Origin of the sequence: Pandoraea sp. B-6 (assembly GCF_000282835.1) — a bacterium.
In the GTDB taxonomy this organism is placed as follows: domain Bacteria; phylum Pseudomonadota; class Gammaproteobacteria; order Burkholderiales; family Burkholderiaceae; genus Pandoraea; species Pandoraea cepalis.
In genome coordinates this window covers 51,331-75,449 of the sequence record NZ_KB290505.1, presented here as the reverse complement: position 1 = coordinate 75,449, position 24,119 = coordinate 51,331, and the positions used below count along the sequence as shown (strand labels likewise).

Below are 24,119 nucleotides of genomic sequence, written 5' to 3'. Positions count from 1 at the left end.
CGAGGCGGCAAGCCGCTCGCCGGTGGCCGCCACCGCCGCCGCGAGCCGCGCGACCGGTGCCAGCCCGATGCCCGCCGAGTATTGCGCCACCTTCGCCGCCACCGCCGGATCGTTCAGATTGGGCAGCGCCTCGTCCGCCAGGCTCAGGAACGTCTGGCAGACGTCCTGCCGTACCGCCAGCGGCCCAATGCGCAGCCAATCGCGCGAACTGCTTCCCGTGCCCTGCTTCTGCCCGACCTGTGCGGCATCGACCAGCGGTTCGGGCAGATGGCCGGGATGTCGCAGTACGCCGAAATCGGTCAGCAGCGCGCCCAGCCAGCGATCCGGGGCTTGTGCATGCCACGTGGCGAGCGCCTCGAGCAGATCGTGGCCGGGAATGGCCTCGTTCACGCCCTTTGCGCCGACGCCCGCCGTGGCAGACGAAGGCGTTGCGGCAGGGGCCCCGCCCTCCGGCACAACAGCACGTGTCAATTGCTTGCGTAACGCCATATTCATCCGGCCAATCTGGCGCTTGTCGGCCAGACTCAACGGCGCACGGGCAAATCGCAGCCATGCAGCCGCCAGACGCCAGTAGTCGAGCGGCGCCGTACCCCCCGCACGGTGGAGATCGGCCGCCAGATCAGCCAGTTCACCGAGGGCCGCCGTGGTGTCGGTGGCCTGCGCGTCGGGACGCAGCAGTCGCAACAGCACGCGCTCGACGTCCGCTCGCAACGGTGCCGTGCCCGCCGGCAGACCGTCCAAGCGTGGGTGCGCGGCCGGCCAGCCTGCCATACGAAGCTCACCCAGCGACGGCGCGCCTGGCCAATGCTCGGAAGCGCGAGGGGCATCATCGGCCGCCACAGGGGATGAACCCGATGCCGTCCCCGCCTGCCAGATGTCGCGTTCGAACTGACGCAGGGCATTGCGCTGGGTGTCCTGGCTGGCCGGCTGCCCATAGGCCGCTTCGGCGATCGCCTGCACAAGGCGCTCGCCGTGCAGCGCCCAATCGGCGTGGCCGCTCGACTGGAGCAAACGGTTGGCCCGTCGCAGCGGGCCGAGCGAGGCCGCCGGACCGTTCGACCAGACGTCGGATGCCTCGGTCAGCGCGTCTGCCACTTCGGGCAAACGCCACAAGGGCGTGTCGCGAGTCTCGCGCGCGGACGTTTGGGGCGTGTTGATGGTGGTGTCGGAAGGCGTTTGCGGCGTCACCATAGGCCATCTCCTGGCCATACGGCCGGTCTTCGTGAATTTGGGCGGGAAGTCCGCTGCGTGACCGTCCCGGCCAAAGGCCGGGCAGATCGTCGAGCGCCATGCCGTAACGACGGCGAAACGGCGATCGGGTACATCAGAGGCATCGAGGGCATCCGATACTTCGGAGCGCGCGACAACCGCAGTGGATGCGGCGGACGCGCAAGGACCTTGAGGAGCAGGCGGCGGCTGGGCCGCCCGTCCTCAGATCTGCACCATCTCGAAATCTTCCTTGCGCGCGCCGCACTCGGGGCAGGTCCAATTGATGGGCACGTCTTCCCAGCGCGTGCCGGGCGCGATGCCCTCATCGGGCAAACCTGCCTCTTCGTCGTAAATCCAACCGCAAATGAGGCACATCCAGCTCTTGTATTCCATGCTTTCTTCAGCGACGAGCGTTCCGTTACAATGGCTTTGTCAACCGCTTCGGGCCCCGCGGACAAAATTGTCGTACGGTGGCGTGGAAACCTGCCGGTGCATTCGTTCTCCGGCGGGCGATGCCCACGACGCTTTCCAGCGCTCCGAAACGGGCATTTAAGGCGTGATGGTACCAACGAACCCAAGGCGTGACCAGATCGCCGTCTATCCTGCCTCCATGCAAACTGAATCCCCTCCCATTCTCCTGACCTTCGGACTCTCCGACCCGACTTCGGCAACCGGCGTCCAGGCTGACCTGCTCACGTTCGCGAGCATGGGCGGCTACGGCGTGTCGGTGCTCACCGGCTATTCCGCCCAGGACTCGCGCACGTGCAACGACGTACAGCCGGTCGACCCGGACTGGGTCGTCGATCAGGCCCGCATGCTGCTCGAAGACATGCCGGTCGCCGCCTTCAAGGTCGGAAGCGCTGTCAATGCGGAGAACGTCGCGGCCATTGCCGAGATCGTGGCCGATTACGACGAGACGCCCCTGGTGGTCGCGCCCGACTTCGGCCTGGCCGGCGAGCACCTGCTCTCGGCCGACGAGTTGCGCGAGGCCACGGCCAGTCTGCTCGTGCCGCAGGCCAGCGTGCTCGTGGTGAGCCCAGCCAATGCCATCGCGCTGGCACAGACCGTCACGGAGAACGAAAACCTTTCGCTCGACGACGCGGTTGCCATCCTGTTGGAAAACGGCTGCGAGTTCATTCTGGTGAGCGACAATAACGCACCGCAATTCACGCACACGCTCTACACCGAGGGTGGCGTCGTGCGCGAGGACGCGTGGGACCGGCCGCCGCACAACGTCGCCGGCGCCATCGACACGTTGGCGGCCGCCGTCACCGCGATGCTCGCCAACGGCCTCGCCGTGCCAGAAGCCGTCAGTGAAGCGCAAGAGTATCTGCAGCAGGTCCTGGAGAACGCATTCCGCCCGGGCATGGGACGCCATTTCCCCGACCGTTTCTTCTGGGCGCGTAGCGAAGAGACCGATCAAGACGACGAAGGCGATACCCCCAAGGCTTGAGCCGTTGTGCGACAGCGCCGCAAAACACAACGCCCGTGAAATTCACGGGCGTTGTGTTTCATGGGCAGAGTCGCCACTGCCTTTATGACATCGATGACGTCTTCTCTTGCGGTGCGGCGCTCGCGTCCTCGTCGGCCTCGCCCTTCGGCCGCCCCCACGCCTCGATGACCCGTTTGACGAACGGCTTCAGCGTATCGCCCTGCTCACGCAACATCCGGACGAGCGCAGCGTACTGCCCATCGAAAATCGCCGAGTTGTAATTCTTCAGGCGCTGAATGTCTTCGAGCGCTTCGTCGTCGCGCCCTGCGAGGGCGAGCAGCACGATATAACGCTTGATCATGGTCGGCCCGGCACCCAGCGCCAGCGCTTCACGATGCGCCGCCAGCTTTTCGTCGAGCTGATCGCGATTCAGGAACAACGCCCCCGTGACCGCGTAGTCGCCATACGGGGTGAAGAAGAGTGCCGGATCCGTGCGATAGGCTTCGATCTTGCCGGCGCGATAAGCCACTTCGACGCGTTGGTAATCGTGGTAGAGCCAAGGAATCGCCACGCATGCAAACAGCACGATCACGCCATTGATGGCACCGGCGGCGGTGGGTGACACGCTATCGATCGCTTTTGTCTCGCACAAACCGAGCAGGAACAGCGCGGGCAAGAGGAAGAATGCGTAGTGCTGCGGATACTCCAGCATGGCGTGGACCGCGAGCATACCCAGCAGAACGAAGGCGAGCGCGACAGACGCCACCTTGATGCCGCGCACCGCGCGCGCGAACCAGAACGCCAGCGGCGCCAGTACCGCCAACGCACCGATGATGCCGGTCTTCGCGAGCAGATCGAGCAGCACGTTATGGGCGTTGTCGGCCATCTCAACGGGACCGAGCTTGTCGACCAAGGCAAACTGTGCGTCGATGTAGTTCGACCAGCCCGCGCCGAACCACCAATGCTCACGGAAGATCGCCAGACCGTACTCCCACAGGTTCAAGCGCCCCGCCACTTGGCCGGCCTGCTGCATGCGGGCCACGGCACTGCCGTCGAGCTGCAACCCCCAGGCAACGTTCGCCCAACCGACGAACATCGTCATCAGGGCGAGCAACGGAAGGATGGCAACGGGCACGAACCAGCGCGTCGACCGGCGCATGTTGCGCGCCGTCTCGGCACGCGCCACCCACACGAGCCACGCCCCGAATGCCGACAATAGCGCCAGTTGCAGCCACGGTGTACGCGAGCCGGTCAGGCAGATACCGATATCGAAAGCCGCACACACCACAAGCCACAGCCAGGCGGGCAGCTTGCGCTGATACCAGAGATAGAACGCCCCCGCGCTGGCAAGCGACAAATATGTTGCCAAGTGATTCGGCTGATACATATTGCCGAACAGTCGGCGCGCGACCGTCACGGAGTACTTGGCCACCAGCCAGGGTACGTCGGCTTCCAGATGAAACGCTTGCAAGACCTGCGCGCCCACGGCGTACAGCCCCCCCAGCGTGAGCGCCATCGCACTCCATCGCATGAGCACGTCGCGCCACCCGAGTTGTGCCAGCCAGAACCCGGCATTCACGGCCACGATCATCGCCACGCCGTAGAGCAGCGCAGTCATCATCAGTTGCGGCAGCTCGGTCGGCATCGTGGCACGCTGCACAAGGATGACCGCCACAAAAGCGAGCGGCATCCAGGTGACGCGAGGCATCCGTAGCGCGCGTGCGTCGCGTTGCCACACGGCGATCATCGAGAGCGCACCGAGCAACGCGAACAGCGAGAATGTCAGCGCTTCCGCATAGAAGGTGGAAATCGGATACGTGTGCCTGACGAGGTTATAGGGCAAGGCCCAGATCAGGGCCAGCGTGAGCCCGATCATTGAGAGAAGCAGAGGAGGAAACAAGATTGCCGCCGTGCAATGCACCCGTTGGAAGATGCGCAAGCATAACGAAAAATGGCTGCCCCAGGGGCAGCCATTTCACGGCGGACGCGTATGACTGCGCCGTCGACAAATCCGCCATCTCGGCACGCCACGCGGAGGGGCACGTCAAGGTTGCGCCGCCGGTGCGTCAACGCCAGGTCGCCCCCAAATCAACGCAAGCTCGACGTTACGCACGCGCCGGGCCCGCGTCGGCAGACGTTGCGTGGATGTCGCGCCGATACAGCTCGACGCAGTCCGTCCGGCCGAGCGCCGGCCTCAGCCCGACTTGCCGGTGGCCGCCGCCGCACGGCACTCCGGCGGCGCCAGCTTACCCGGCAACGTCGCACCATTCGGAGCCCCTTCGCGGCCTTGGGCGTAACACGTCCAGACGATCTGGCCTTCGGGGGCCTTGCCGACCGTCAGCGCCTTGGGCGAGCCATCGGCAGCGGCGCTCGTCGGCACCAGCACAAGGGCACCGTCGCCTGCACGTTGCGTATAGGCGACCGTCACGTTGCCGCTCACGGCATCGATACTCACCGCATTCACGTTGTCCGTCGCGCTCGGCGCTTGCCAGCCGCTGTTGAACGGCGCGCCGTGCATGGCGTTCTCGCTCACGAGTGCCTTGGCGGACGCCGCAGCCCCCAGCCCTTCGACAACACGTGCACGTACCAGATAACTCTGCAGATACGGAACCCCTGCCATGACCAGCACACCGATGATCGCCAACACGATCATCAACTCGATCAGGGTGAAACCCCGAGACTTGGCAATACCGGAGGTCCGGTGGCCGAAACGACGCATTGTGTAACTCCCTGCGAAAGCAATGAAAACAAAAGGGACATCGGGGGGAAGTGGGCGGAGTATGCCATACCCCCCTCGGCCAGCGCCCTGCCGTAGATCAAAATCGGGCGGGGCCGTGTGGGTGAGGAGAATCGTCCTAGTCAGAGGCGGGACGATTCAGCCGAACAGCACGGTGGCTCCTGGAAAAACCACCGCGGACCGACGACATCGGCCCCGGGAATGGACCCGATCATTCCGAAGAGGTTGCACGCATTTGACGTGCATCGGCCCGACGCTTGAGCACGCGCCCCACCACCACGACGAGCAGTGCGCCGATCACAGCCGCTACGTAATGCGTATATTCGGCCACGGCGCCCGGCAGATGCAACCAATCGCCGATGCCCGGATCCGACGCGATCAGCCCGCCCGCAATCCAGCCGAGCAACGCCGCCCCGGCCATCACGATGAATGGGAACCGGTCCAGGGCCTTGAGCACCAGTTGCGAGCCCCAGACGATCAGCGGAATGCTCACGAGCAGACCGAAGATGACGAGCGGCAACTGATGGTCTTTGGCGGCCCCTTCCGCGGCGCCGGCAATGGCGATGACGTTATCGATGCTCATCACCAGGTCCGCAATGATGATGGTCTTGACCGCCGTCCAGAGCTTGTCGGCCGGCTGTACGCTATCGTGAGCCTCATGATCGGGCACCAGCAGCTTGATCCCAATCCAGAGCAACAACGCGCCGCCCACCGCCTTGAGATACGGCACCGCGAGCAACGTCACGGCGAACGCGATCAGAATCACGCGCAGCACGATGGCGCCGATCGTGCCCCATACGACGCCCTGCAAACGTTGTTTGGCCGGCAAGTTGCGGCAGGCGAGCGCGATCACCACGGCATTGTCGCCACCCAGCAGGATGTCGATCATGATGATCTGCAGAACCGCAGCCCAGTTCAGCTCGGCAAAAAACGCAAGCATGGCGGGAATATCCTCGGGAACGAATGCAACGATGGAAACGAATGGCTTGTAAAACGCCATAGCAAAAAAGGGAGCCCGATGTCCCGGGCTCCCTTTTCATGACCTCGCTCGTGCGCGCCAGTTCCGGCGCGCACGAGCCGGTCGTCCGACGGGAATTACAGCACCGACTTGAGCAGACGGCCCATTTCCGACGGGTTCTTGGTCACCTTGATACCGCAGGCGTCCATGATTTCCAGCTTGGCTTCAGCCGTATCGGCACCGCCCGAGATCAGCGCGCCGGCGTGGCCCATGCGCTTGCCCGGGGGCGCCGTCACGCCCGCGATGAAGCCGACGACCGGCTTCTTCATGTTGCCCTTGATCCACTCGGCCGCCATGGCTTCGTCCGGGCCACCGATTTCACCGATCATGATCACGGCGTCCGTATCCGGATCGTCGTTGAACATTTGCATGACGTCGATGTGCTTCAGACCATTGATCGGATCGCCACCGATACCGACGGCGGTCGATTGGCCCAGGCCCAGGGCGGTCAGTTGACCCACGGCTTCATACGTCAGGGTACCCGAGCGCGACACCACGCCAATGCGACCCTTCTTGTGGATGTGACCCGGCATGATGCCGATCTTCAGTTCGTCCGGCGTGATCACGCCCGGGCAGTTCGGGCCGAGCAGCAGGGTCTTGCGACCTTCGCGACGCATACGGTCCTTCACTTCGATCATGTCACGAACGGGGATCCCTTCCGTGATACAGATCGCCAAGTCCAGATCGGCTTCGACGGCTTCCCAGATCGCGGCGGCCGCGCCTGCGGGCGGCACGTAGATCACCGACACGGTCGCGCCGGTCTGTGCCTTCGCGTCCTTGACCGAACCGAAAATGGGAATGCCCTCGAAGTCTTCGCCAGCCTTCTTCGGGTTCACGCCGGCGACGAACGCGTTCTTGCCATTCGCGTATTCGCGGCACATGCGGGTATGGAACTGGCCGGTCTTGCCAGTGATACCTTGGGTGATGACCTTTGTATCTTTGTTGATCAGAATCGACATTGCTTGATTTCCTTCATCCGGTTGCCGGGCAGCGTTCGCACACCCCTTTGGGGTCGCGCCGCTGCGGCTTCGACTGTTCTGGTTACTTGCCTGCGGCAGCCGCGACAACCTTCTGGGCAGCTTCTTCCATGCTGTCCGCCGAGATGATCGGCAGACCCGATTCGGCGAGCATCTTCTTGCCCAGGTCTTCGTTCGTGCCCTTCATGCGCACGACCAGCGGCACCTTCAGCGAGACGGCCTTCGAGGCTGCGATCACGCCTTCGGCGATCACGTCGCAACGCATGATGCCACCGAAGATGTTGACCAGAATGGCGGTCAGGTTCGGGTTCTTCAGCATGATCTTGAACGCTTCGGTGACCTTCTCGGTCGTGGCGCCACCGCCCACGTCCAGGAAGTTCGCCGGCTCGCCGCCGAAGAGCTTGATGGTGTCCATCGTGGCCATGGCCAGACCGGCACCGTTCACCAGGCAGCCGATGTTACCGTCGAGCGAGATGTAGGCCAGATCGAACTTCGAGGCTTCGACTTCTGCCGGATCTTCTTCGTCCAGGTCGCGGTAAGCGACGATTTCCGGGTGACGGAACAGGGCGTTCGAGTCGAAGTTGAACTTGGCGTCCAGCGCGGTGACCGTGCCGTTGCTGCTCACGTTCAGCGGGTTGATTTCGGCCAGCGACGCATCGGTTTCCCAGAACGCCTTGTACAGACCTTGCAGAATCGCGCGGGCTTGAGCGATCGAAGCGTCGGGAACGCCGATCTTCTTGGCCAGATCGTCGGCTTGCGCGTCGGTCAGACCGACGGACGGCTCAACGATGACCTTGTGGATCAGTTCCGGATGCGTTTCGGCGACTTCTTCGATGTCCATGCCGCCTTCGCTCGAACCCATCAGCACAATCTTCTGCGTGATGCGGTCGACCACGAGGCTGACATAGAGTTCGTTCTTGATGTCGGCGCCGTCTTCGATCAGCAGGCGGTTGACCTTTTGACCTTCCGGACCGGTCTGGTGCGTGATCAGTTGCATGCCGAGGATCTGGCCGGCGTATTCGCGCACTTGCTCGATCGACTTGGCAACCTTCACGCCGCCGCCCTTACCGCGACCGCCTGCGTGAATCTGGGCCTTGACCACCCAAACCGGACCGCCGAGTTCTTCGGCTGCCTTCACGGCCTCGTCCACGGAAAACGCCGGAATGCCGCGGGGCACCGCGACTCCGAATTTTCGGAGGATTTCCTTGCCTTGATACTCATGAATCTTCATGCGTGATTCCCTTCTTGCTGAGTTGGAAGTTTGGGTTCGAGCTGGCGAGTCGAGGCACCATCGCGCACCGCTTCGGTTGTGGCGGGCGTCGTGGGCTCGTTCGCTCGATCGTTTGCGCGGCCGTTGAACCAGCGCGGGTAAAACCGGCGCACCGCCTCGCCATCAAACCGCAGGGCGTGACAATGTCCGAGTTGGAAAGGAGGCGCCGAAACATCGGCCTCGTGGGCGGCCTTGAGCGCCGTGTCGGGGGTGTGGATCACCTCGCCGGCGAAGGCCTGAATCGCTGCCGTGGGCAGGACACTGCAAAGTTCGGTCAGATGGGTACAGCCCGCCGCGCCGCCGAGGCGCTCGCGCACCGCATGGCGGAACCCGCGCCGCAGGTTAAGTCCGATCAATTGACGGTAGTCTGGGCCAATCTGGTCGCAAATGCCGGGATAAGGCACCCAGTCGGAGACGGCCTCGGCGTCACGCACCTCGAAACTCTCGTCGATCGTCAGACGCAGCCACAGCGAGTGAATCGGCGTGCCCTCCTTTCGAAGGCCCGTTGCCAATGCAAAATCGCGATCCTTGTGATCGGTTAGACAGGCTTCGATGTCCCATAGGCCATCGTCGCGCGAAAACGCTTCGACAGCGATCGCGCGGCGGTGACGCAGGGTACGAGAGGCGGGCTCAGAGAGCGGCATGCGAGAGTGTGCAATGCATGAACGCGGAAAGATCTGAATTCTAGCATAGGCAGCGACGGCGATTGCCGCAGCGCAACAGAAGCCCGCCGCATAAGGTCGAATTACCCGACCAATGGGTCGGGTTATCAAAATTCCGCAGGTGCTGGGCGTATGGTGCAACGCCATATCGCGATAACTGTGGCATGACGCGACACGCGAGATACCGCGCCATGTCACGCCAGTATTCATGCGGCTTGCGAGCCCACGCGCGTCACCCGCCCTTCCCCGATGAATGGTGCGACATCCATCAGGAAAATGATGGATGTCGCGTCAAAAGTCGTCCGAGTATTCGTCGGCACCCCACACGATTTTGCTGATAACGGTACGCGAGAAACCGCGCGAGGCGAGAAAACGCATCTGTTTGGCGCGCGCCTCGGGCGTCGTGGCAATCTCGCCGAACTTCTTCTGCCATACGGCGCGGGCCCGGACGAGTTCCGTTTCGCGCAGTTGTGTCGCGAGGGCCGTCACGGTATCGGCGTCGACCTGATGCTGCTTGAGTTCGTTGACGATACGCGTCGTCCCCATGCGCGACGCACGCCGATGCACGACGCTTTGCGCAAATCGCTCATTGGACAGCCAGCGCTCCTGCTCAAGACCGTCCAGCACGCGATCGAGCGCCTCGGGATCGTCGGCGTCGGCGAACGGCGCAAGCTTGCGACGCAGCTCAGCTCGGCTGTGTTCGCGACGCGCGAGATAGGACAGCGCGCGCGCCTTGAGGCTCAGCACGGGTTTGCGCGACGGCTTGGCCGCAACGGCGGCGTCGCCCGGCGGAGGTGGCGGCGCGTTCGGATCTCGGGGAGGACGGCGAGTGATCATGACGTCATCGTGATGCCATCAAAGCGGGGGCCGGAAAAGCAAAACGGCAACGCGGCGCCGACTGGCCTCGCGTTGCCGCTCCGGAACAGGCGAGAGGTCCTCAGACCTCGTCGTCTGCTTCGATCTCGCCGGTCTCGTTGATTGCCGTGACGCCGAGCGATGCGCGTACCTTATTTTCGATCTCGTGGGCGATATCCGGATTTTCGCGCAGGAATTCACGCGCGTTGTCCTTACCCTGACCAATCTTCTCGCCGTTGTAGCTGTACCAGGCGCCAGCCTTCTCGACGATCTTCGCGTTCACGCCCAGATCGATGATTTCGCCTTCGCGCGAAATCCCCTGGCCATAAAGGATATCGAAAATCGCTTCGCGGAACGGCGGCGACACCTTGTTCTTGACGACCTTGACGCGGGTTTCGTTGCCGACGACCTCGTCACCCTTCTTGATCGAGCCGATCCGGCGAATGTCGAGACGCACCGATGAGTAGAACTTCAGTGCGTTTCCGCCCGTAGTAGTTTCCGGGTTACCGAACATCACACCGATCTTCATCCGAATCTGGTTGATGAAGATCACCGTGCAGTTCGTGCGCTTGATGGTACCGGTCAGCTTGCGCAGGGCCTGGGACATCAGACGCGCCTGCAGACCCGGCAGCGAATCGCCCATTTCCCCTTCGATTTCGGCCTTCGGCACCAGCGCCGCCACCGAGTCGATGACGATGAGGTCGATCGAGCCCGAGCGCACCAGCGCGTCGGCGATTTCGAGGGCTTGTTCGCCCGTGTCCGGCTGCGAGATCAGCAGTTCCGGCACCGACACGCCCAGTTTGTTGGCGTAGCCGACATCGAGGGCGTGCTCGGCGTCGATAAACGCGCAAGTGCCACCGACCTTCTGCATTTCCGCCACGACTTGCAGCGTGAGCGTGGTCTTACCCGACGATTCCGGACCGTAGATTTCGATCACGCGCCCACGCGGCAAGCCACCCACGCCCAGCGCGATGTCCAGGCCCAGCGAGCCGGTCGAGACGACCTGGATGTCCGCTTCGACCTCGCTGTCGCCCAGACGCATGATCGAGCCCTTGCCGAATTGCTTTTCGATCTGCGCGAGGGCGGCGGCCAGCGCCTTGCCTTTCTCGGCCGACAGATTGGCAGACCCTTTCTTGCTTTCTTCCATGAATCGTCCTTTGATATGATGAGCGAGACGGCTCGGGTGAGGCGTGAATGCCAGTACTGTATAAAAAACCAGTGCTGTTTGCAAGTGCCTGTTGTCCGAAAGCGCCGAAACGACAAAAAAAGCCGCGAACCACGCGCCGCAACATCACAGGAGACACACCGCAGCCGTCAGGCGACGGTGCCAATACGAGCCTATCACGCCCATGCGAATTCTCATCGCAGAGGATGACAGCATTCTGGCCGACGCCCTGACCCGCTCGCTGCGCCAGGGGGGCTATGCCGTCGATCACGTCAAGACGGGGCTCGAAGCCGATTCCGCGCTCTGCGCCCAGACGTTCGACCTGCTGATTCTCGACCTCGGCCTGCCGCGCCTGCCCGGTCACGAGGTCCTGCGCCGCTTGCGCGCGCGCAATTCCCATCTGCCCGTACTGATCCTGACCGCATCGGACAGCGTCGACGCCCGCGTCAAGGGGCTCGATCTCGGTGCCGACGACTATATGGCCAAGCCGTTCGCGCTGGCCGAGCTCGAAGCGCGCGTGCGGGCGCTGACGCGGCGCGGCGCGGGCGGCGGCTCGACGGTCATCCGTCACGGCCCGCTCAGCTTCGACCAGGTCGGACGAACCGCCTATATCAATGAGCAGATGCTCGACCTGTCCGCCCGCGAACTGGAATTGCTCGAAGTCCTGCTGCTGCGTACCGGGCGGCTCGTTTCCAAGGAGCAGCTCGTAGACCACTTGTGCGGCTGGGGCGAAGAGGTGAGCAACAACGCCATCGAGGTGTACATGCACCGGCTGCGCAAGAAGATCGAGCCGAGCGGGGTGCGCATCGCCACGATCCGCGGGTTGGGGTATTGTCTGGAGAAGCCGGCCGCCGCGCCTGCCAATGCGGCATAGTCCGCCGAATGCGGCCGCGGCCGCCCCTGCCTCTTTAGCCTCTCCGTCCGATGCGTCTGAGCTTTCGCCACCATCATCGCGCCACGCCTGCGGACCCGGACGCGTCGTCGCACTCGCCCTCATCACCTGAGGGCGCCCCCTCACGACGGCACACTCCCTCGCCGCCCGGTGCCGACGAACCGTTCGACCGGCTCGACCCTTACACCGATCCGTTCGTACGGCCCGGCTTTGGCGCGCCGCTCGAGCACGAGGCGGAGCCGCCCCCGCGCTCGCTCTTCGGCGAAATCCTCGACTGGATGCTCGCGCCACTGCTGCTGCTTTGGCCGATGAGCATTGCCGTGACGTACCTCGTCGCGAAATCCATTGCCAACGGCCCCTTCGACCGGGCGCTCGAGACCAACGCTTATGTTCTCGCCCAGCAAGTCCATTCGGACCGCGGCCAAGTCACCCTGACGCTGCCCATGCCCGCACGCGATCTGCTGCGCGCCGACGCCACCGACAACGTCTATTTCCAGGTGCTGGGGGCGAAGGGCGAACTCGTCGGCGGCACGCCCGACCTGCCGCTACCGCACGAAGACGACCGTCCGCAACCCGGCGTCGTACAGTTTCGCGACGAAACCGTGGGCGGCAACGACATCCGCGTGGCGTTCACCTACGTCGACTTGCCGCGGGTGACGCCCGCCGGCAGCATGGCGCTCGTGCAGGTCGCGGAGACGCTCGACAAGCGCAGCCAACTGGCGAACGAAATCATCAAGGGCGTAATCCTGCCGCAGTTCGTGATCCTGCCGCTGGCTATCGTGCTCGTGTGGTTCGGCCTGTCGCGCGGCCTCGCGCCGCTGCATGCGTTGCAGGAACACATCCGCGCGCGGCGTCCCGACGATCTATCGCCGCTCGAAGCGCGCCAGGCCCCGCCAGAGATTGCACCGCTCGTGGGTTCGCTGAACGATCTGCTCAGTCGGCTGGAGCAGAATATGAAACTTCAACAGCGTTTCATCGCCGATGCCGCGCACCAGCTGAAAACACCGCTCGCGGGGCTGCGCATGCAGGCCGAACTTGCCTTGCGCCAGACGTCTCCCGACGAATTACGCCGTTCGCTGTCGCAGATCGCCGTAAGTTCCGAGCAGGCGGCGCGCCTCGTCAACCAGTTGCTGGCGCTGGCCCGCGCGGAGAACAGCGCGAACGACGCCGCCGCCTTCACGCCGGTCAATCTCAGCGTGCTTGCCCGAAGCGCCATGCAGGACTGGTTCCAGGCCGCCTTCGCCAAGCGGATCGATCTGGGCTTCGAGGAGCCGCCGTTTTCGGTGCATCTGTCGGGTCAACCGGTGATGCTTCGCGAATTGCTCAACAACCTGATCGATAACGCGATCCGGTATACGCCGACGGGTGGGAAGGTGACGGTACGTCTGCGGCATGAGGCGTCCGACGGCTTCGTTCATCTCGAAGTCGAAGACACCGGGCCGGGCATTCCGGCGTCTGAGCGTCCACGGGTGTTCGAGCGCTTTTATCGCATTCTCGGCAGTGACAGCGACGGCAGCGGCCTGGGTTTGGCCATCGTGCGCGAGATCGTGCAGATCCATCGCGGCGACGTGAGCGTGCTCGACCATGTTGACGCGCAGCACCCCGAAGCAACCGGCACGCTCATTCGTGTCACGTTCCCCCTCGCCGATGCGCCTATCGAAAACCCGCATGCGTGACGAATTCACGCGAAATACGTTCAATATCGCGCCAAAGTCGAGGGTAAGTCCCTAGCAACGTAAGCTTCGAGTCAGTTTGGCGTCAGACGTCGGTAAGGTTGTCCTCCAATAATCAGTGGCAGCGGCCCGGGCACGACCCAGGGGCGTGCTTACATTACAGGAGACAACCGCATGGCTACTACAACGACAGCCACCTCCCATGCGCCGATGACCGCCGAAGAAAGAAAGGTCATCTTCGCGTCGTCGCTGGGCACGGTGTTCGAATGGTACGACTTCTACCTGGCCGGGTCGTTGGCCGTTTTCATCAGCCGGCAGTTCTTCTCGGGGATCAACCCGACGGCCGCTTTCATCTTCACATTGTTGTCATTCGCTGCAGGCTTCGCGGTGCGTCCGTTCGGCGCCATCGTGTTCGGCCGCATCGGTGACCTGGTCGGTCGCAAATACACGTTCCTGGTAACCATCACGCTGATGGGGCTGTCGACGCTGGTTGTCGGTTTGCTGCCGGGCTACGCGTCGTGGGGGATCGCCGCCCCGGTGATCTTCATCGCCATGCGTTTGTTGCAAGGTCTGGCGCTCGGTGGCGAATACGGTGGTGCCGCCACGTACGTTGCCGAACACGCGCCGCATGGCCGCCGCGGGTTCTACACGTCGTGGATTCAGACGACCGCCACGCTGGGTCTCTTCCTCTCGCTGCTGGTGATTCTTGGCACCCGCACGGTGATTGGCGAAGAAGCGTTTGCCAACTGGGGCTGGCGCGTGCCGTTCGTTCTGTCGCTCCTGCTGTTGCTGGTGTCGCTGTGGATCCGCATGCAATTGAGCGAATCGCCGGCGTTCCAGCGCATGAAGGCCGAGGGCAAGGCCTCCAAGGCGCCGCTCAGGGAGTCGTTCGGTGAGTGGAAGAACCTGAAGATCGTGATCCTGGCGCTCGTCGGCCTGACGGCCGGTCAGGCGGTCGTGTGGTACACCGGCCAGTTCTATGCGCTGTTCTTCATGACGCAGGTGCTGAAGGTCGATGGCAATACCGCGAACATCATGATCGCGGTGGCCTTGCTTATCGGCAGTCCGTTCTTCGTGTTCTTCGGCGCGCTCTCGGACAAGATCGGGCGCAAGCCGATCATCATGGGGGGCTGTCTGATCGCCGCGCTGCTGTACTTCCCGATCTTCAAGGCACTCACGCACTACGCCAACCCGGCCCTGGAGGCGGCAACCGCTCGCTCGCCGATCACGGTGATCGCCGATCCGAACGAGTGCTCGTTCCAGTTCAACCCGGTGGGCACGTCGAAGTTCACGAGTTCGTGCGACATCGCGAAGAGCTACCTGTCGCGCTCCGGCCTGAACTATGAGAACCAGGCAGCGCCGGCGGGCACGATGACCACGGTGAAGATCGGCGACAAGGTGATTTCGTCGGTCGACGGCAAAGCGGCGGATGCGAAGGAAAAGACTGCGGCGTTCGAGGCCGACATGTCCGGTACGCTCAAGGCCGACGGATATCCGCCGAAGGCTGACCCGGCGCAGATGAACAAGCCGATGGTCGTGGTACTGCTCACGATTCTGGTGATCTTCGTGACGATGGTGTACGGGCCGATTGCCGCGATGCTGGTGGAAATGTTCCCGACGCGCATTCGCTACACGTCGATGTCGCTGCCGTATCACATCGGTAACGGCTGGTTCGGCGGCTTCCTGCCGGCCACGGCGTTCGCGATCGTGGCCGCCAAGGGCGACATTTACTCCGGCCTGTGGTACCCGATCATCATCGCCCTGGCGACCTTTGTGATCGGCATGCTCTTCATCAAGGAAACCAAGGACGTCGACATCTACGCCAACGATTGATGGGGTGACCTGCCCGACAGGTTGAAACGGATCAACAACGCCGGGGCCTTCGGGTCTCGGCGTTGTCGTTTCCGGAACCCGGGGCGGCGACGCGGGACGAGCGGTCGTGGCGACTATTTGCGTTGTTCCGCAAAAATATGTTGACAGCCCATGGGGGCTTACCTATACTCTTTCTTCTACGGCGAATTAGCTCAGTTGGTTAGAGCGACGGAATCATAATCCGCAGGTCCGGGGTTCGAGTCCCTGATTCGCCACCAAATAAAACAAAGGGTTAGCTTCGGCTAACCCTTTGTCGTTTCAGTCCGGGGTTACATTGGGGTTACGTTCGAGGTGCATCCTCGTCAATTGCCGTCCAACATTACCATCATGGGCAGACCCAAAAAATCCGACTATATTTCCGACGATGCCTTGGCCTGGTTCAGGCTCGAGAAGTATGCCGGCTTGGCAGACGCAGGCATCCGGAAATGGGCACAACTCATTTTTGATCGAGCCAATCTTCAAAAGCTGGCAGATACCCCAGGAAACCGGGAGTATATTCGCCCGCTGCTCAAGAAGCTCCAAGACGACCCTCTTTGTGAACTCGGCTTTGGTTACCAGTGGAAACAGGGGCATCCCCTCGATACCGCATCCGTTAGGGCATTGACATCTAGTCGACTCGGGTCGCTCACGAGCGAAATTGCCGCTGACAACGGTGACGCGCCTGGAAGCACTGCCCAAAATTCCTCAGCAGTTGATGAGCTCCTGCTTTCTCACGAAAACCCGTTTTCCGGTTCTTTCCTCCACTTGGCGGTTGATCTCACGGCTACGGATGCGCAACTACACACGGACTTCAAGGCATGGCTCAAGGCGTGGCGGCAACATGTCGACGCAAAGGTCACCGGGCACAAATACACCACGAAGATTGCAGGATGGCGTCAAAGTCGAGTCCTTCAATACTTTGACCTTCGCCTGCACGCTACCTTCGAGGGGCACACGGTCAGCCGTGAAAAATTTGCTGAGTTGCTCGACTTTCAAGATCGCCCCTCGCCAAAGGACTTGCTTGACGGGTTAAGAAAATCGGCCGACAAGAATATCAGCTTCGCCACTTTTCACGCCCTCAATAGCCTTTCGGCATAGTTGCCCCAGCTAGTCGGAGTGTGCGGGGCGCATGTGTCTCCACACGGAGTCCTCCGCCATCGAAAAAGGGGGGAGGATTCGAGCCTGAGTTTTTCCCGTCGAATTGCTGACGAGCATCGATCAATATTCTTCTTACACCAAATCCTGGTGCACCGAAGAAAATTTTGATCATGCAAAAAGAACTTGTTGACCGCTCCGCCGCAGCGTCGTATCTCGGCCTCAAAAAGCAGACGCTTGCCGTCTGGGCCTGCACCCAACGCTATCCGTTGCCTTTCGTGAAGATTGGCCGTCGCGTCATGTATCGCATTGCCGATCTTGACGCCTTCATTATGGCCAACCGTCACGGTCGCAACGAGGAGGTGGCATGAGCGATATCGCCATCGTTGAGTCGGATGCTGTGCGGGAAGGCTCCTCGATCATCAGCGTCGCCTCGTTCGCATCCATGACGGATGCTCTGCCCAAAATGGCGACGCTGTCGCTCGCCCAATTCTTGGCGCAGTTTGAGCAGCACACGGTTATTGCCGACAAGCACAGCGGCAAGCTCTGGTCGCCCACTATCTATGCCGATGGAGCCAACCGGAAGAGCACCAACGTCGTAGCCATTACTGCGCTCGTCGTTGACGTAGACGACGGGACACCGTTCGCCGAGTTGGAGGCGAAGCTGGCCCCGTTTCACTACGTTGTGCATACGTCGCACAGCCATACCCCAGCGCATCCGAAGTATCGGGTGGTGTTGCCGCTGGCTACGCCCGTCTTGTCCACGGAATGGCCACACGTTTGGCAACGTCTGAATCTGTTCGTGGACGGACACGCTGACCGTGCGACGAAGGATCCCGCTCGCATGTACTTTCTGCCGAGCATGCCGTCCGGTGCTGAGGGGCATTTCGCTCGTCAGAATGAGGGGCGTTTGATTTCCATTGACGATTTGCCGGTGTTGCCTACGTCGAGGGCTCCGCATGCCCCAACTCATGGCGCAGCGAGGGCGAACACGCACGCAAGCCAGATCGTTGACGACGTTAGTCTGTACGAGGCCGGGAAGCCCGGTTTGGCACAGGTTCTTAAGCGCTGTCACTTCATGCGGCGGGCGGCAACACCCGAAAACCAAAATGCAGTTTCGGAGCCAGAATGGATGGCGATGCTGTCGAACGCCTGCCGGTTTGAGGGAGGACGTAACTTTGCGCATGAAGCCAGCAGCCATCACGACGGCTATACGCAGGAAGAAACGGACGAACGTCTGGCCCGTCACCTCGCTCAGTCTGGGCCGATCACGTGTTCGCATATTCGGGAACTTGGGTTCGACGGCTGCCCTAGCGGGGGGTGTGTGCTGCCGAACGGAGTTGCCACCGGGGCTCCGGCGGGCCTTGCCGCGTGGCCATCATATTTCGAGCACGATGCCATTCCGCATCCGGCAATCCTGCAATCCTTTATGGACAGCATCTTTTCTGGAGGCCTGGTGTATGCGAACGCAGAATTTCACTGCTACCGTGCAGGAGCATACGAGCAGCTTGACGAAACAGCGGGGGTCGAGAAGCCTATTGCCAATTTTTTGGGCAATGCTGCCACGTCGAGCTTTATTCGAAAACTCACGGGGTTGTTGGCAATCCAGCAAGCGCAAACGGATATCGGGTTTACGCCGAACCTGAACTTTTTATGTATGCAAAACGGCACGTTGAACCTGGCAACGTACGAGCTTGAAGCGCACTCGCCGAAGCATCATTTGCGTACCCGGTTGGACGTGCCGTGGGACTCAAGCGCCGAGTGCCCGAAGTTCTTGGCTTACCTGGACGGCGTGTTTCAGCCTGACGCGGACAAGGCGGAAAAGATCGCCTTCGTCCAGCAATGGCTGGGCTACCTGCTGACTCCCGATACGTCGCTACAGAAGATGCTTTGGCTCGTTGGTGCTGGGGCAAATGGCAAATCGGTGCTGCTGTCGGTGGTCAATGCGCTTGTCGGAGAGGCCAACATTTCGCACGCCATGCTCGATACGTTTCACCTAGCGCACGTCCGGGCTGAACTGGACGGAAAGTTGGTGAACATTGCCGGCGAGATGGCGGCAGATTCTATGATCAACGACGGGTACGTCAAAGCGATTGTTGCCGGCGATACGATTGAGGCGTCCCGGAAGTACAAACCGTCAGTGTCGTTTCGCCCATTCGCTCGGCTTATGGCGGCCACGAACAACCTGCCGAGAACGAATGACCTAACGCATGGCTTTTTTCGTCGCACAGTCATCCTGTCGTTCAACCGCAGGTTCACGGCGGAGGAACAGAACCCACGCTTGGTCAGCGAACTGCTCGAAGAGTTGCCCGGCATCCTTGCTTGGGCGGTCGAGGGCCTCCGGACGCTGAGGCAGCAGGGACGCTTCACAATTCCCGCTTCGTCGGATGCGGCGCTAGAGCAGTACCGGGTTGAAGCAAACCCTGTACAACTTTTCGCTAACGAGTGCCTGGTATCTTCACCATCCGGGCGAGCGCAATCGAGAGACCTGCTGGCGGTGCACAGGGAGTGGTGTAGGCAATACGGATTCAATTGTCGAAACGTCTCGACATTTGGGAGGGCGCTCGGGGAGCTGGGTTTCGAGCAGGGGAGGTCGAACGGCACGAGGTACTGGCGAGTAGCCCTAACACCGGCTGGCAGGGAATATACGCTCGGCATGGGTATCGGATCCAGCGTACTGGGAGCTGCGGCGAACGACTCGGTGGGCGCTGCTTCCGCAGCCGACAGCGAATTGGCGTCGAGGTATAGCGTTTAGCGGCGGGGGGGGGGGGCGGTCGTGGCGATCAGCAGGGGCGGATAGGGGCAGATGCAGGGTGGGTGTGAAAATCCTACCCGCCCTGCAAAAATTCCTTTACCTATCAGGCATTTATTCGACGCAGGGTATGCAGGGATGGATACTTTCAGCAAAACCACAAAATATATTTTTGACGTTAAGAAGGGCAGTCATCAATAGCAGCCCCCACTATGCCGAAAAAGGTTTTTTGCAGAATTTTTCGGCCTGGACCTTCCGTAGACGAAACCGAATGCATCGTCACGTGTTTTCTTCTTCGACGCTTTTGGCCATCTGCCCCTGATCATGCCCCTGCTGACTGCAGATGCCCAGTCGATGGCTACGCTCTCCGTCAACTGCTTGCTCCGGTGCAATTTGCGAATGACAATGCGGGTAGGTCACCAGAATGACAAAGCTAAGATGGAAAAAAACCAAGCGCTGACATTACTTCGAGACTTGCTTCGGGAAATTACCTCCCCGTCGGGAGCGGCTGCGGTGGATCAGTACGCTGGCCTGAGAGACGTCGATGCTAAGGTACGAGAAGCTAGGCACATCTTCGGCGCAGTTGATGGACTCCCCCAAACGTTCATCATAGAAATGTCATCGAACGTCGACTTTGACGCTCAAAGCCGCCGAGTACGTCTGGAGGCTCTGGCTGGATATATACGTAGTGCTATCAAGTTCATCGAATCCGGAGCAATCGCAAAACCTCAAAACGTCATTCTGGAGCCCCCGGACGTTTCAAGGCTTACAGCTACGCTGCCAAATTTGAAAGATGCCATTGACCGTCGGTGGCGAGAGGCGCAGAAGTGCATGCATGTGGGATGCTATACATCCGCGGTGATCATGATGGGCAGCGTACTGGAAGCACTTTTGCTGGCAAGGGCGACCCTCGCCTCTGGTGAGGCATACCAGTCAACAAAGGCTCCACGTGACAGGCAAGGAAAGGTCCCTGCGATACCAGACTGGACGCTGAACTCCCTGATTGACGTCGCCGTGGACATCGGTTGGTTGAAGTCCGATCGAGGAAAATTCAGCCATGCGCTTCGAGAATCGAGGAACGTTGTGCACCCATGGGTCGAAGTGACAACCCGGGCGAATTTTGATCTCGCTACGTGTAAGACTTCGTGGGGAGTCCTTGAAGCGTCGGTGGACGATTTGCTCGCGTCGATTCGCTGACACCGAAACTTCGTGTCCGAGGGGGGCAAAATGAAAGTACGCGGATGGGTATACGTCATAACAAACAAGGCGATGCCGAACCTCGTAAAAATTGGATTCTCGACAAAGGATCCGAGGTTACGAGCGCTGGAGTTGAATCACACTGGGATTCCTCATCCGTACCTCGTCGAATATGACCTGCTCGTTACGGCCCCATTCAGAATCGAGCAACAGGTTCATATGAAGCTCCAGGCTCAGCGGGAGGGCAAGGAGTGGTTCCGTATGAGCGTTGCCGACGCCATTAGAGCGATTAGAGAGATTGCGGGAGCGGATCAATTCGCTGAGCGTCTGTTGAGCGTGTCTCAGGAACCAGTCATGATTCAGGAGCAAGTTGATTGCTCCCACCCGGGCTGCCGCCGGAAGGCCGATTCCGGGCAATATTATTGCAGCGAACATCTTCGGATGAATCGGCGCAACAGCCCGAACCGTCAGTACGCAATTTATCAGTTACGCTCAGAAATTGCGGAGAACATCAATAAGCGTAGCAAGTGACGACACGCGGTTGCCACATCGCTCTGGCAATACAGGGACAGGGACCACGCCGCCCAATTAGGAGGCTGCCGCCGACTCCACGATAAAGCTGCTGCGCTCGTACAGCTCGTCAAAGGTCAAAATCTCAATATCGGAAACACTGTTCCGGAAGAGCTCAAAGGATCGCAGTTTTTCCTTGTTCACGCCGTACTCGGAAACGAACTCATTTAGCGTGCCGATCACGATGAATGAGCGAGGCTTGAAGTTATAGACCTCCTCACCAGCAGGGGCACCGTCCTCGCCTGTAGGTCGAATCATGTCGGAGAGATTCTTAACGGCAGACGCAACGGTTCCCTGCACCTGCGCTACCGCACCGGAAAGCTCCTTCGAGGGTGCCCAACAGCCGGCACGGTATGCCGCCGACTCCAGGAGCTTTGTCTTGTGAGTCTTGATTTCAACGAAACAGAGTGAACTGATGATCCCTCTGGTTTTCATGAGACCATCAGCTCGCTTGCCGTGGTTCACGACATCGTGGCCTTCGACAATCTGCTCAAGTTTCTTGTCATCAAAGCCCGTGACAAAGAGATAGCTGAGGCCATAGCCGAAGATCCACTGGTTGCGCTCGAAGAAGGCCTGCCAGAGCGCCTCATCGCCTCGAATCCCCTTGGCCGTCTTCGCCTGCTCAAAATACTCCGGCTCGATTAGCAGTTTTCCAAAGGCTGTGAGTTGCCGTTTGCGGTAGCCAAGTGCCACCACATCCTCTTTCGTGATTTCCTGCTGGACCACCTCTGCAAAGACATCCTGGTTTTCGTGAACCAAGCTTGTCGCCTGCTCTTTCGATAAGATGAGCTTTCGCAGGTCTGCATCCGAAATGTTGACCCGTTCGCCATCATTAAAATCGACGGAGGCAATGTTCTGGAAGAAAGCAAGCAGCCTCGGGATTTCGTCACGGATAAAGGAAAAGTGAGTCTTCTGCGGTGTGCCCTTGTTGCCGTTGAACGCTTGTATTGTCACCACCTCTAAGTCCCTCGTGGACTCGAGAAATTTGGCGACGATCTCCGTACGACCGGCTTCGGTCCTTCGAAGTACGACTTCATTCTTTACTGTTGCATAGTGCAAACCCTCGGAGTCAATGACCTTCGAGGCAATGCGGAGATGCTCGCCCAACCCTGCATCGATACGAGGGCTGATGTACGTTTTTCTCGGAAGCTTATTTCTGTGAATTTTTTCATCGTCTTGCATCTCCCCCCCTCATGTTCATCGAAGCCAAGATCTGCTACCACACGAATACCGCTTCACAGCTCTGCAAGTCCGCCAGATCACCCCCCCGGGCAAACCTTAAGCAAAACGTTTAATTCAGGACACTAGTTTCGCAACAGCCAGCGGCGTGCAAACGACCTTACATCGAGAGGTAGCTTATCGACCGGCAGCTAAGCGAACTGGCAAGTTCGTGTCCGATTGGCCATAGGCCGCCGCCGCCCATTGTTCGGGTATACGATCCCACATAGCTCGGTTTGTGCTTCTGACCTTGGGTGATGGATGGGCTGACGTGAAAATTCTGAGGTCCAGCGATTGCATCAGCTTTTCGGCTTTTCCTGCCTTTCGCCCAACCAAGATTGCGGTCTTCAGTCGTGGCAACAGGGCGACAAGATTGCTCAACTCTTCACCCCCCTCGCGGCACTCTGTTGAACTTACCCTTATGGTTCCGTTCCACCCAGGCACTACATTCCAGAGCACCGTTCGCCTTCTGTCAACGTTCGCCTTCGCCATGAAGGAAAAGAGAGCCTCAGCCGTTGGGTCATCGTTGTTGCGAGAAATGAAGCCTGAGCCTTTACGCTTACCCGAGCTGGAAGTCATAGGGCCGGGCTTTTCCAGCAGGAAGAGCATGTCCGCATCGACACCTCCGTCGGCGGGGTCAAAGTTCTGAAATTCCCAGGTCGGGTTCTTGGTCCTTAGCGCTTCGACATAATCAGTCAAAGGTGCAATGTGCGGCTCATCGAGCATCATTCGGCGGCCAACGATCGCCTCTGGATACTTAAAAGACCGGGGAGTGTTGATGTAGTCCATAAGATGTCCTGATAAGAAGCACCGACACCGTTTCTAAGTGATACCGTGTTCATAGCCTTGCTTTCCTGAGTGGTCGCCTGCGCAAGAACGCGGCTTACTATGACTTGCCGTTTGACGCCCGAACGGGGCCTCCACCTAGCGAACGCAGCAGCGTCGGAACCTTTTCCTTGCTGGTCACCTGCACCCGTGAGATGAGTGCGTGATCGACTTGACCCACGCCGTAAGTCTTCGAAATATCGTACTGCAGTCGGCACCAGAGGTGCGTGGTCATTTCTGCATCAACCATTGCTCGGTGGGCACGACCGGTTTTCGGCAATCGCAGCATCTCTGCCAAATTTGATAGCCGATGACTTTGCGCGTGAGGGTAGATCCGCCTCGACGCCAACATTGTGCAGGCGAAGGACTGATCTGCCGGCATCCTCACCAGCGCAAGCTCAGCCTGCCAAAACCTTCTGTCGAAGCCGGCGTTGTGGGCCACTACGGGATGCTTGCCGACGAACTGGGCCACTTCACGCATGACCTTCGACACTGCGGGTGCCGTTGAAATCATGTCGTTCGTGATACCCGTCAGATTCACGACGTCCGACGGAATACGTCTGCCCGCATTCATCAAGCTCTGATAGCGATCGACGATTTGCCCGTCACGCAAAAGCACGACCGCAATTTCGGTGGCCCGGTCACCCTGCGCCGGCGAAAGGCCCGTCGTTTCGAAGTCTAGTACCGCAACGGTTTGCATACGTATTTTGGCAAAAAATTT

At 60.5% G+C, this 24,119-nt stretch carries 22 protein-coding genes and 1 tRNA gene; 10 read left to right on the top strand and 13 right to left on the bottom strand.

Going from position 1 to position 24,119, the window contains the following annotated elements; translation table 11 throughout:
• The coding region (locus A985_RS0108305; RefSeq protein ID WP_017232943.1) for a hypothetical protein at positions 1 to 1,191 on the bottom strand (1,191 nt) is incomplete at its 3' end.
• Between the two features lie 240 nt (positions 1,192 to 1,431).
• A complete protein-coding gene (locus A985_RS0108300; protein WP_006400971.1) occupies positions 1,432 to 1,602 on the bottom strand; it encodes a rubredoxin in 171 nt (56 codons plus the stop codon).
• Positions 1,603 to 1,819: 217 nt separating this feature from the next.
• Here A985_RS0108300 and A985_RS0108295 point away from each other — a divergent pair, with 217 nt between their 5' ends.
• Positions 1,820 to 2,662 (top strand): hydroxymethylpyrimidine/phosphomethylpyrimidine kinase, encoded by an 843-nt coding sequence (locus tag A985_RS0108295; protein WP_017232942.1) that lies wholly within the window; start codon positions 1,820 to 1,822, stop codon positions 2,660 to 2,662.
• Positions 2,663 to 2,744: 82 nt separating this feature from the next.
• Here the strand turns inward: A985_RS0108295 and A985_RS24715 are convergent, their stop codons facing one another.
• The 8 genes from A985_RS24715 to recA all read right to left on the bottom strand — a co-directional run bounded on the left by A985_RS24715 (position 2,745) and on the right by recA (position 11,307).
• Positions 2,745 to 4,541, bottom strand: a complete 1,797-nt coding sequence (locus A985_RS24715; RefSeq protein ID WP_157211396.1) for a PglL family O-oligosaccharyltransferase — start codon at positions 4,539 to 4,541, stop codon at positions 2,745 to 2,747.
• A gap of 294 nt (positions 4,542 to 4,835) precedes the next feature.
• Positions 4,836 to 5,360 (bottom strand): pilin, encoded by a 525-nt coding sequence (locus tag A985_RS0108285; protein WP_017232940.1) that lies wholly within the window; start codon positions 5,358 to 5,360, stop codon positions 4,836 to 4,838.
• A 229-nt stretch (positions 5,361 to 5,589) separates the two neighbouring features.
• Entirely contained in the window at positions 5,590 to 6,318 is a 729-nt protein-coding gene (locus A985_RS0108280) for a TerC family protein (RefSeq protein WP_026131763.1), read from the bottom strand.
• 155 nt (positions 6,319 to 6,473) lie between these two features.
• Positions 6,474 to 7,355 (bottom strand): succinate--CoA ligase subunit alpha, encoded by an 882-nt coding sequence (gene sucD, locus A985_RS0108275; protein WP_017232938.1) that lies wholly within the window; start codon positions 7,353 to 7,355, stop codon positions 6,474 to 6,476.
• An 82-nt stretch (positions 7,356 to 7,437) separates the two neighbouring features.
• Positions 7,438 to 8,604 carry an ADP-forming succinate--CoA ligase subunit beta gene (gene sucC / locus A985_RS0108270; RefSeq protein WP_017232937.1) on the bottom strand — a complete coding sequence of 389 codons (1,167 nt, stop codon included), beginning with the start codon at positions 8,602 to 8,604 and terminating at the stop codon, positions 7,438 to 7,440.
• Positions 8,601 to 9,287, bottom strand: coding sequence for a DUF2889 domain-containing protein (locus tag A985_RS0108265; protein WP_017232936.1), 687 nt, complete (start codon positions 9,285 to 9,287; stop codon positions 8,601 to 8,603). Before A985_RS0108265 ends, sucC begins: the two co-directional genes overlap by 4 nt.
• A gap of 309 nt (positions 9,288 to 9,596) precedes the next feature.
• The gene (recX, locus tag A985_RS0108260) at positions 9,597 to 10,142 is read right to left on the bottom strand and encodes a recombination regulator RecX (protein WP_017232935.1); all 546 of its coding nucleotides are present in this window, start codon (positions 10,140 to 10,142) and stop codon (positions 9,597 to 9,599) included.
• A 100-nt stretch (positions 10,143 to 10,242) separates the two neighbouring features.
• On the bottom strand, positions 10,243 to 11,307 hold the full coding sequence (gene recA, locus A985_RS0108255) for a recombinase RecA (protein WP_017232934.1): 1,065 nt from the start codon (positions 11,305 to 11,307) through the stop codon (positions 10,243 to 10,245).
• A gap of 202 nt (positions 11,308 to 11,509) precedes the next feature.
• Here recA and A985_RS0108250 point away from each other — a divergent pair, with 202 nt between their 5' ends.
• From A985_RS0108250 to A985_RS26965, 9 genes are all read left to right on the top strand, one after another.
• On the top strand, positions 11,510 to 12,199 hold the full coding sequence (locus A985_RS0108250; RefSeq protein WP_017232933.1) for a response regulator transcription factor: 690 nt from the start codon (positions 11,510 to 11,512) through the stop codon (positions 12,197 to 12,199).
• 50 nt (positions 12,200 to 12,249) lie between these two features.
• The gene (locus A985_RS0108245) at positions 12,250 to 13,893 is read left to right on the top strand and encodes a HAMP domain-containing histidine kinase (protein WP_017232932.1); all 1,644 of its coding nucleotides are present in this window, start codon (positions 12,250 to 12,252) and stop codon (positions 13,891 to 13,893) included.
• Positions 13,894 to 14,064: 171 nt separating this feature from the next.
• Entirely contained in the window at positions 14,065 to 15,723 is a 1,659-nt protein-coding gene (locus tag A985_RS0108240; protein WP_026131762.1) for an MFS transporter, read from the top strand.
• Positions 15,724 to 15,903: 180 nt separating this feature from the next.
• Positions 15,904 to 15,980 (top strand) — tRNA-Met (locus A985_RS0108235).
• A gap of 88 nt (positions 15,981 to 16,068) precedes the next feature.
• Entirely contained in the window at positions 16,069 to 16,839 is a 771-nt protein-coding gene (locus tag A985_RS0108230) for a DUF6387 family protein (protein WP_017232930.1), read from the top strand.
• Positions 16,840 to 17,009: 170 nt separating this feature from the next.
• The gene (locus tag A985_RS0108225) at positions 17,010 to 17,207 is read left to right on the top strand and encodes a helix-turn-helix domain-containing protein (protein ID WP_017232929.1); all 198 of its coding nucleotides are present in this window, start codon (positions 17,010 to 17,012) and stop codon (positions 17,205 to 17,207) included.
• Positions 17,204 to 19,591, top strand: coding sequence for a phage/plasmid primase, P4 family (locus A985_RS0108220; protein ID WP_017232928.1), 2,388 nt, complete (start codon positions 17,204 to 17,206; stop codon positions 19,589 to 19,591). The genes A985_RS0108225 and A985_RS0108220 overlap by 4 nt, the downstream gene beginning before the upstream one ends.
• 435 nt (positions 19,592 to 20,026) lie before the next feature.
• Entirely contained in the window at positions 20,027 to 20,785 is a 759-nt protein-coding gene (locus A985_RS0108215; protein ID WP_157211394.1) for a hypothetical protein, read from the top strand.
• Between the two features lie 30 nt (positions 20,786 to 20,815).
• Positions 20,816 to 21,316, top strand: a complete 501-nt coding sequence (locus A985_RS26965) for a GIY-YIG nuclease family protein (RefSeq protein ID WP_157211393.1) — start codon at positions 20,816 to 20,818, stop codon at positions 21,314 to 21,316.
• Positions 21,317 to 21,373: 57 nt separating this feature from the next.
• On the opposite strand, the gene A985_RS0108205 is transcribed toward A985_RS26965, so the two are convergent.
• From A985_RS0108205 to A985_RS0108195, 3 genes are all read right to left on the bottom strand, one after another.
• Positions 21,374 to 22,537, bottom strand: coding sequence for a Shedu immune nuclease family protein (locus A985_RS0108205; RefSeq protein WP_017232925.1), 1,164 nt, complete (start codon positions 22,535 to 22,537; stop codon positions 21,374 to 21,376).
• Positions 22,538 to 22,711: 174 nt separating this feature from the next.
• Positions 22,712 to 23,362 carry a uracil-DNA glycosylase gene (locus A985_RS24705; protein WP_017232924.1) on the bottom strand — a complete coding sequence of 217 codons (651 nt, stop codon included), beginning with the start codon at positions 23,360 to 23,362 and terminating at the stop codon, positions 22,712 to 22,714.
• A 97-nt stretch (positions 23,363 to 23,459) separates the two neighbouring features.
• Positions 23,460 to 24,098: a PolC-type DNA polymerase III gene (locus tag A985_RS0108195; protein WP_017232923.1), complete on the bottom strand. Its 639-nt coding sequence runs from the start codon at positions 24,096 to 24,098 to the stop codon at positions 23,460 to 23,462.
• Positions 24,099 to 24,119: the final 21 nt, after the last annotated feature.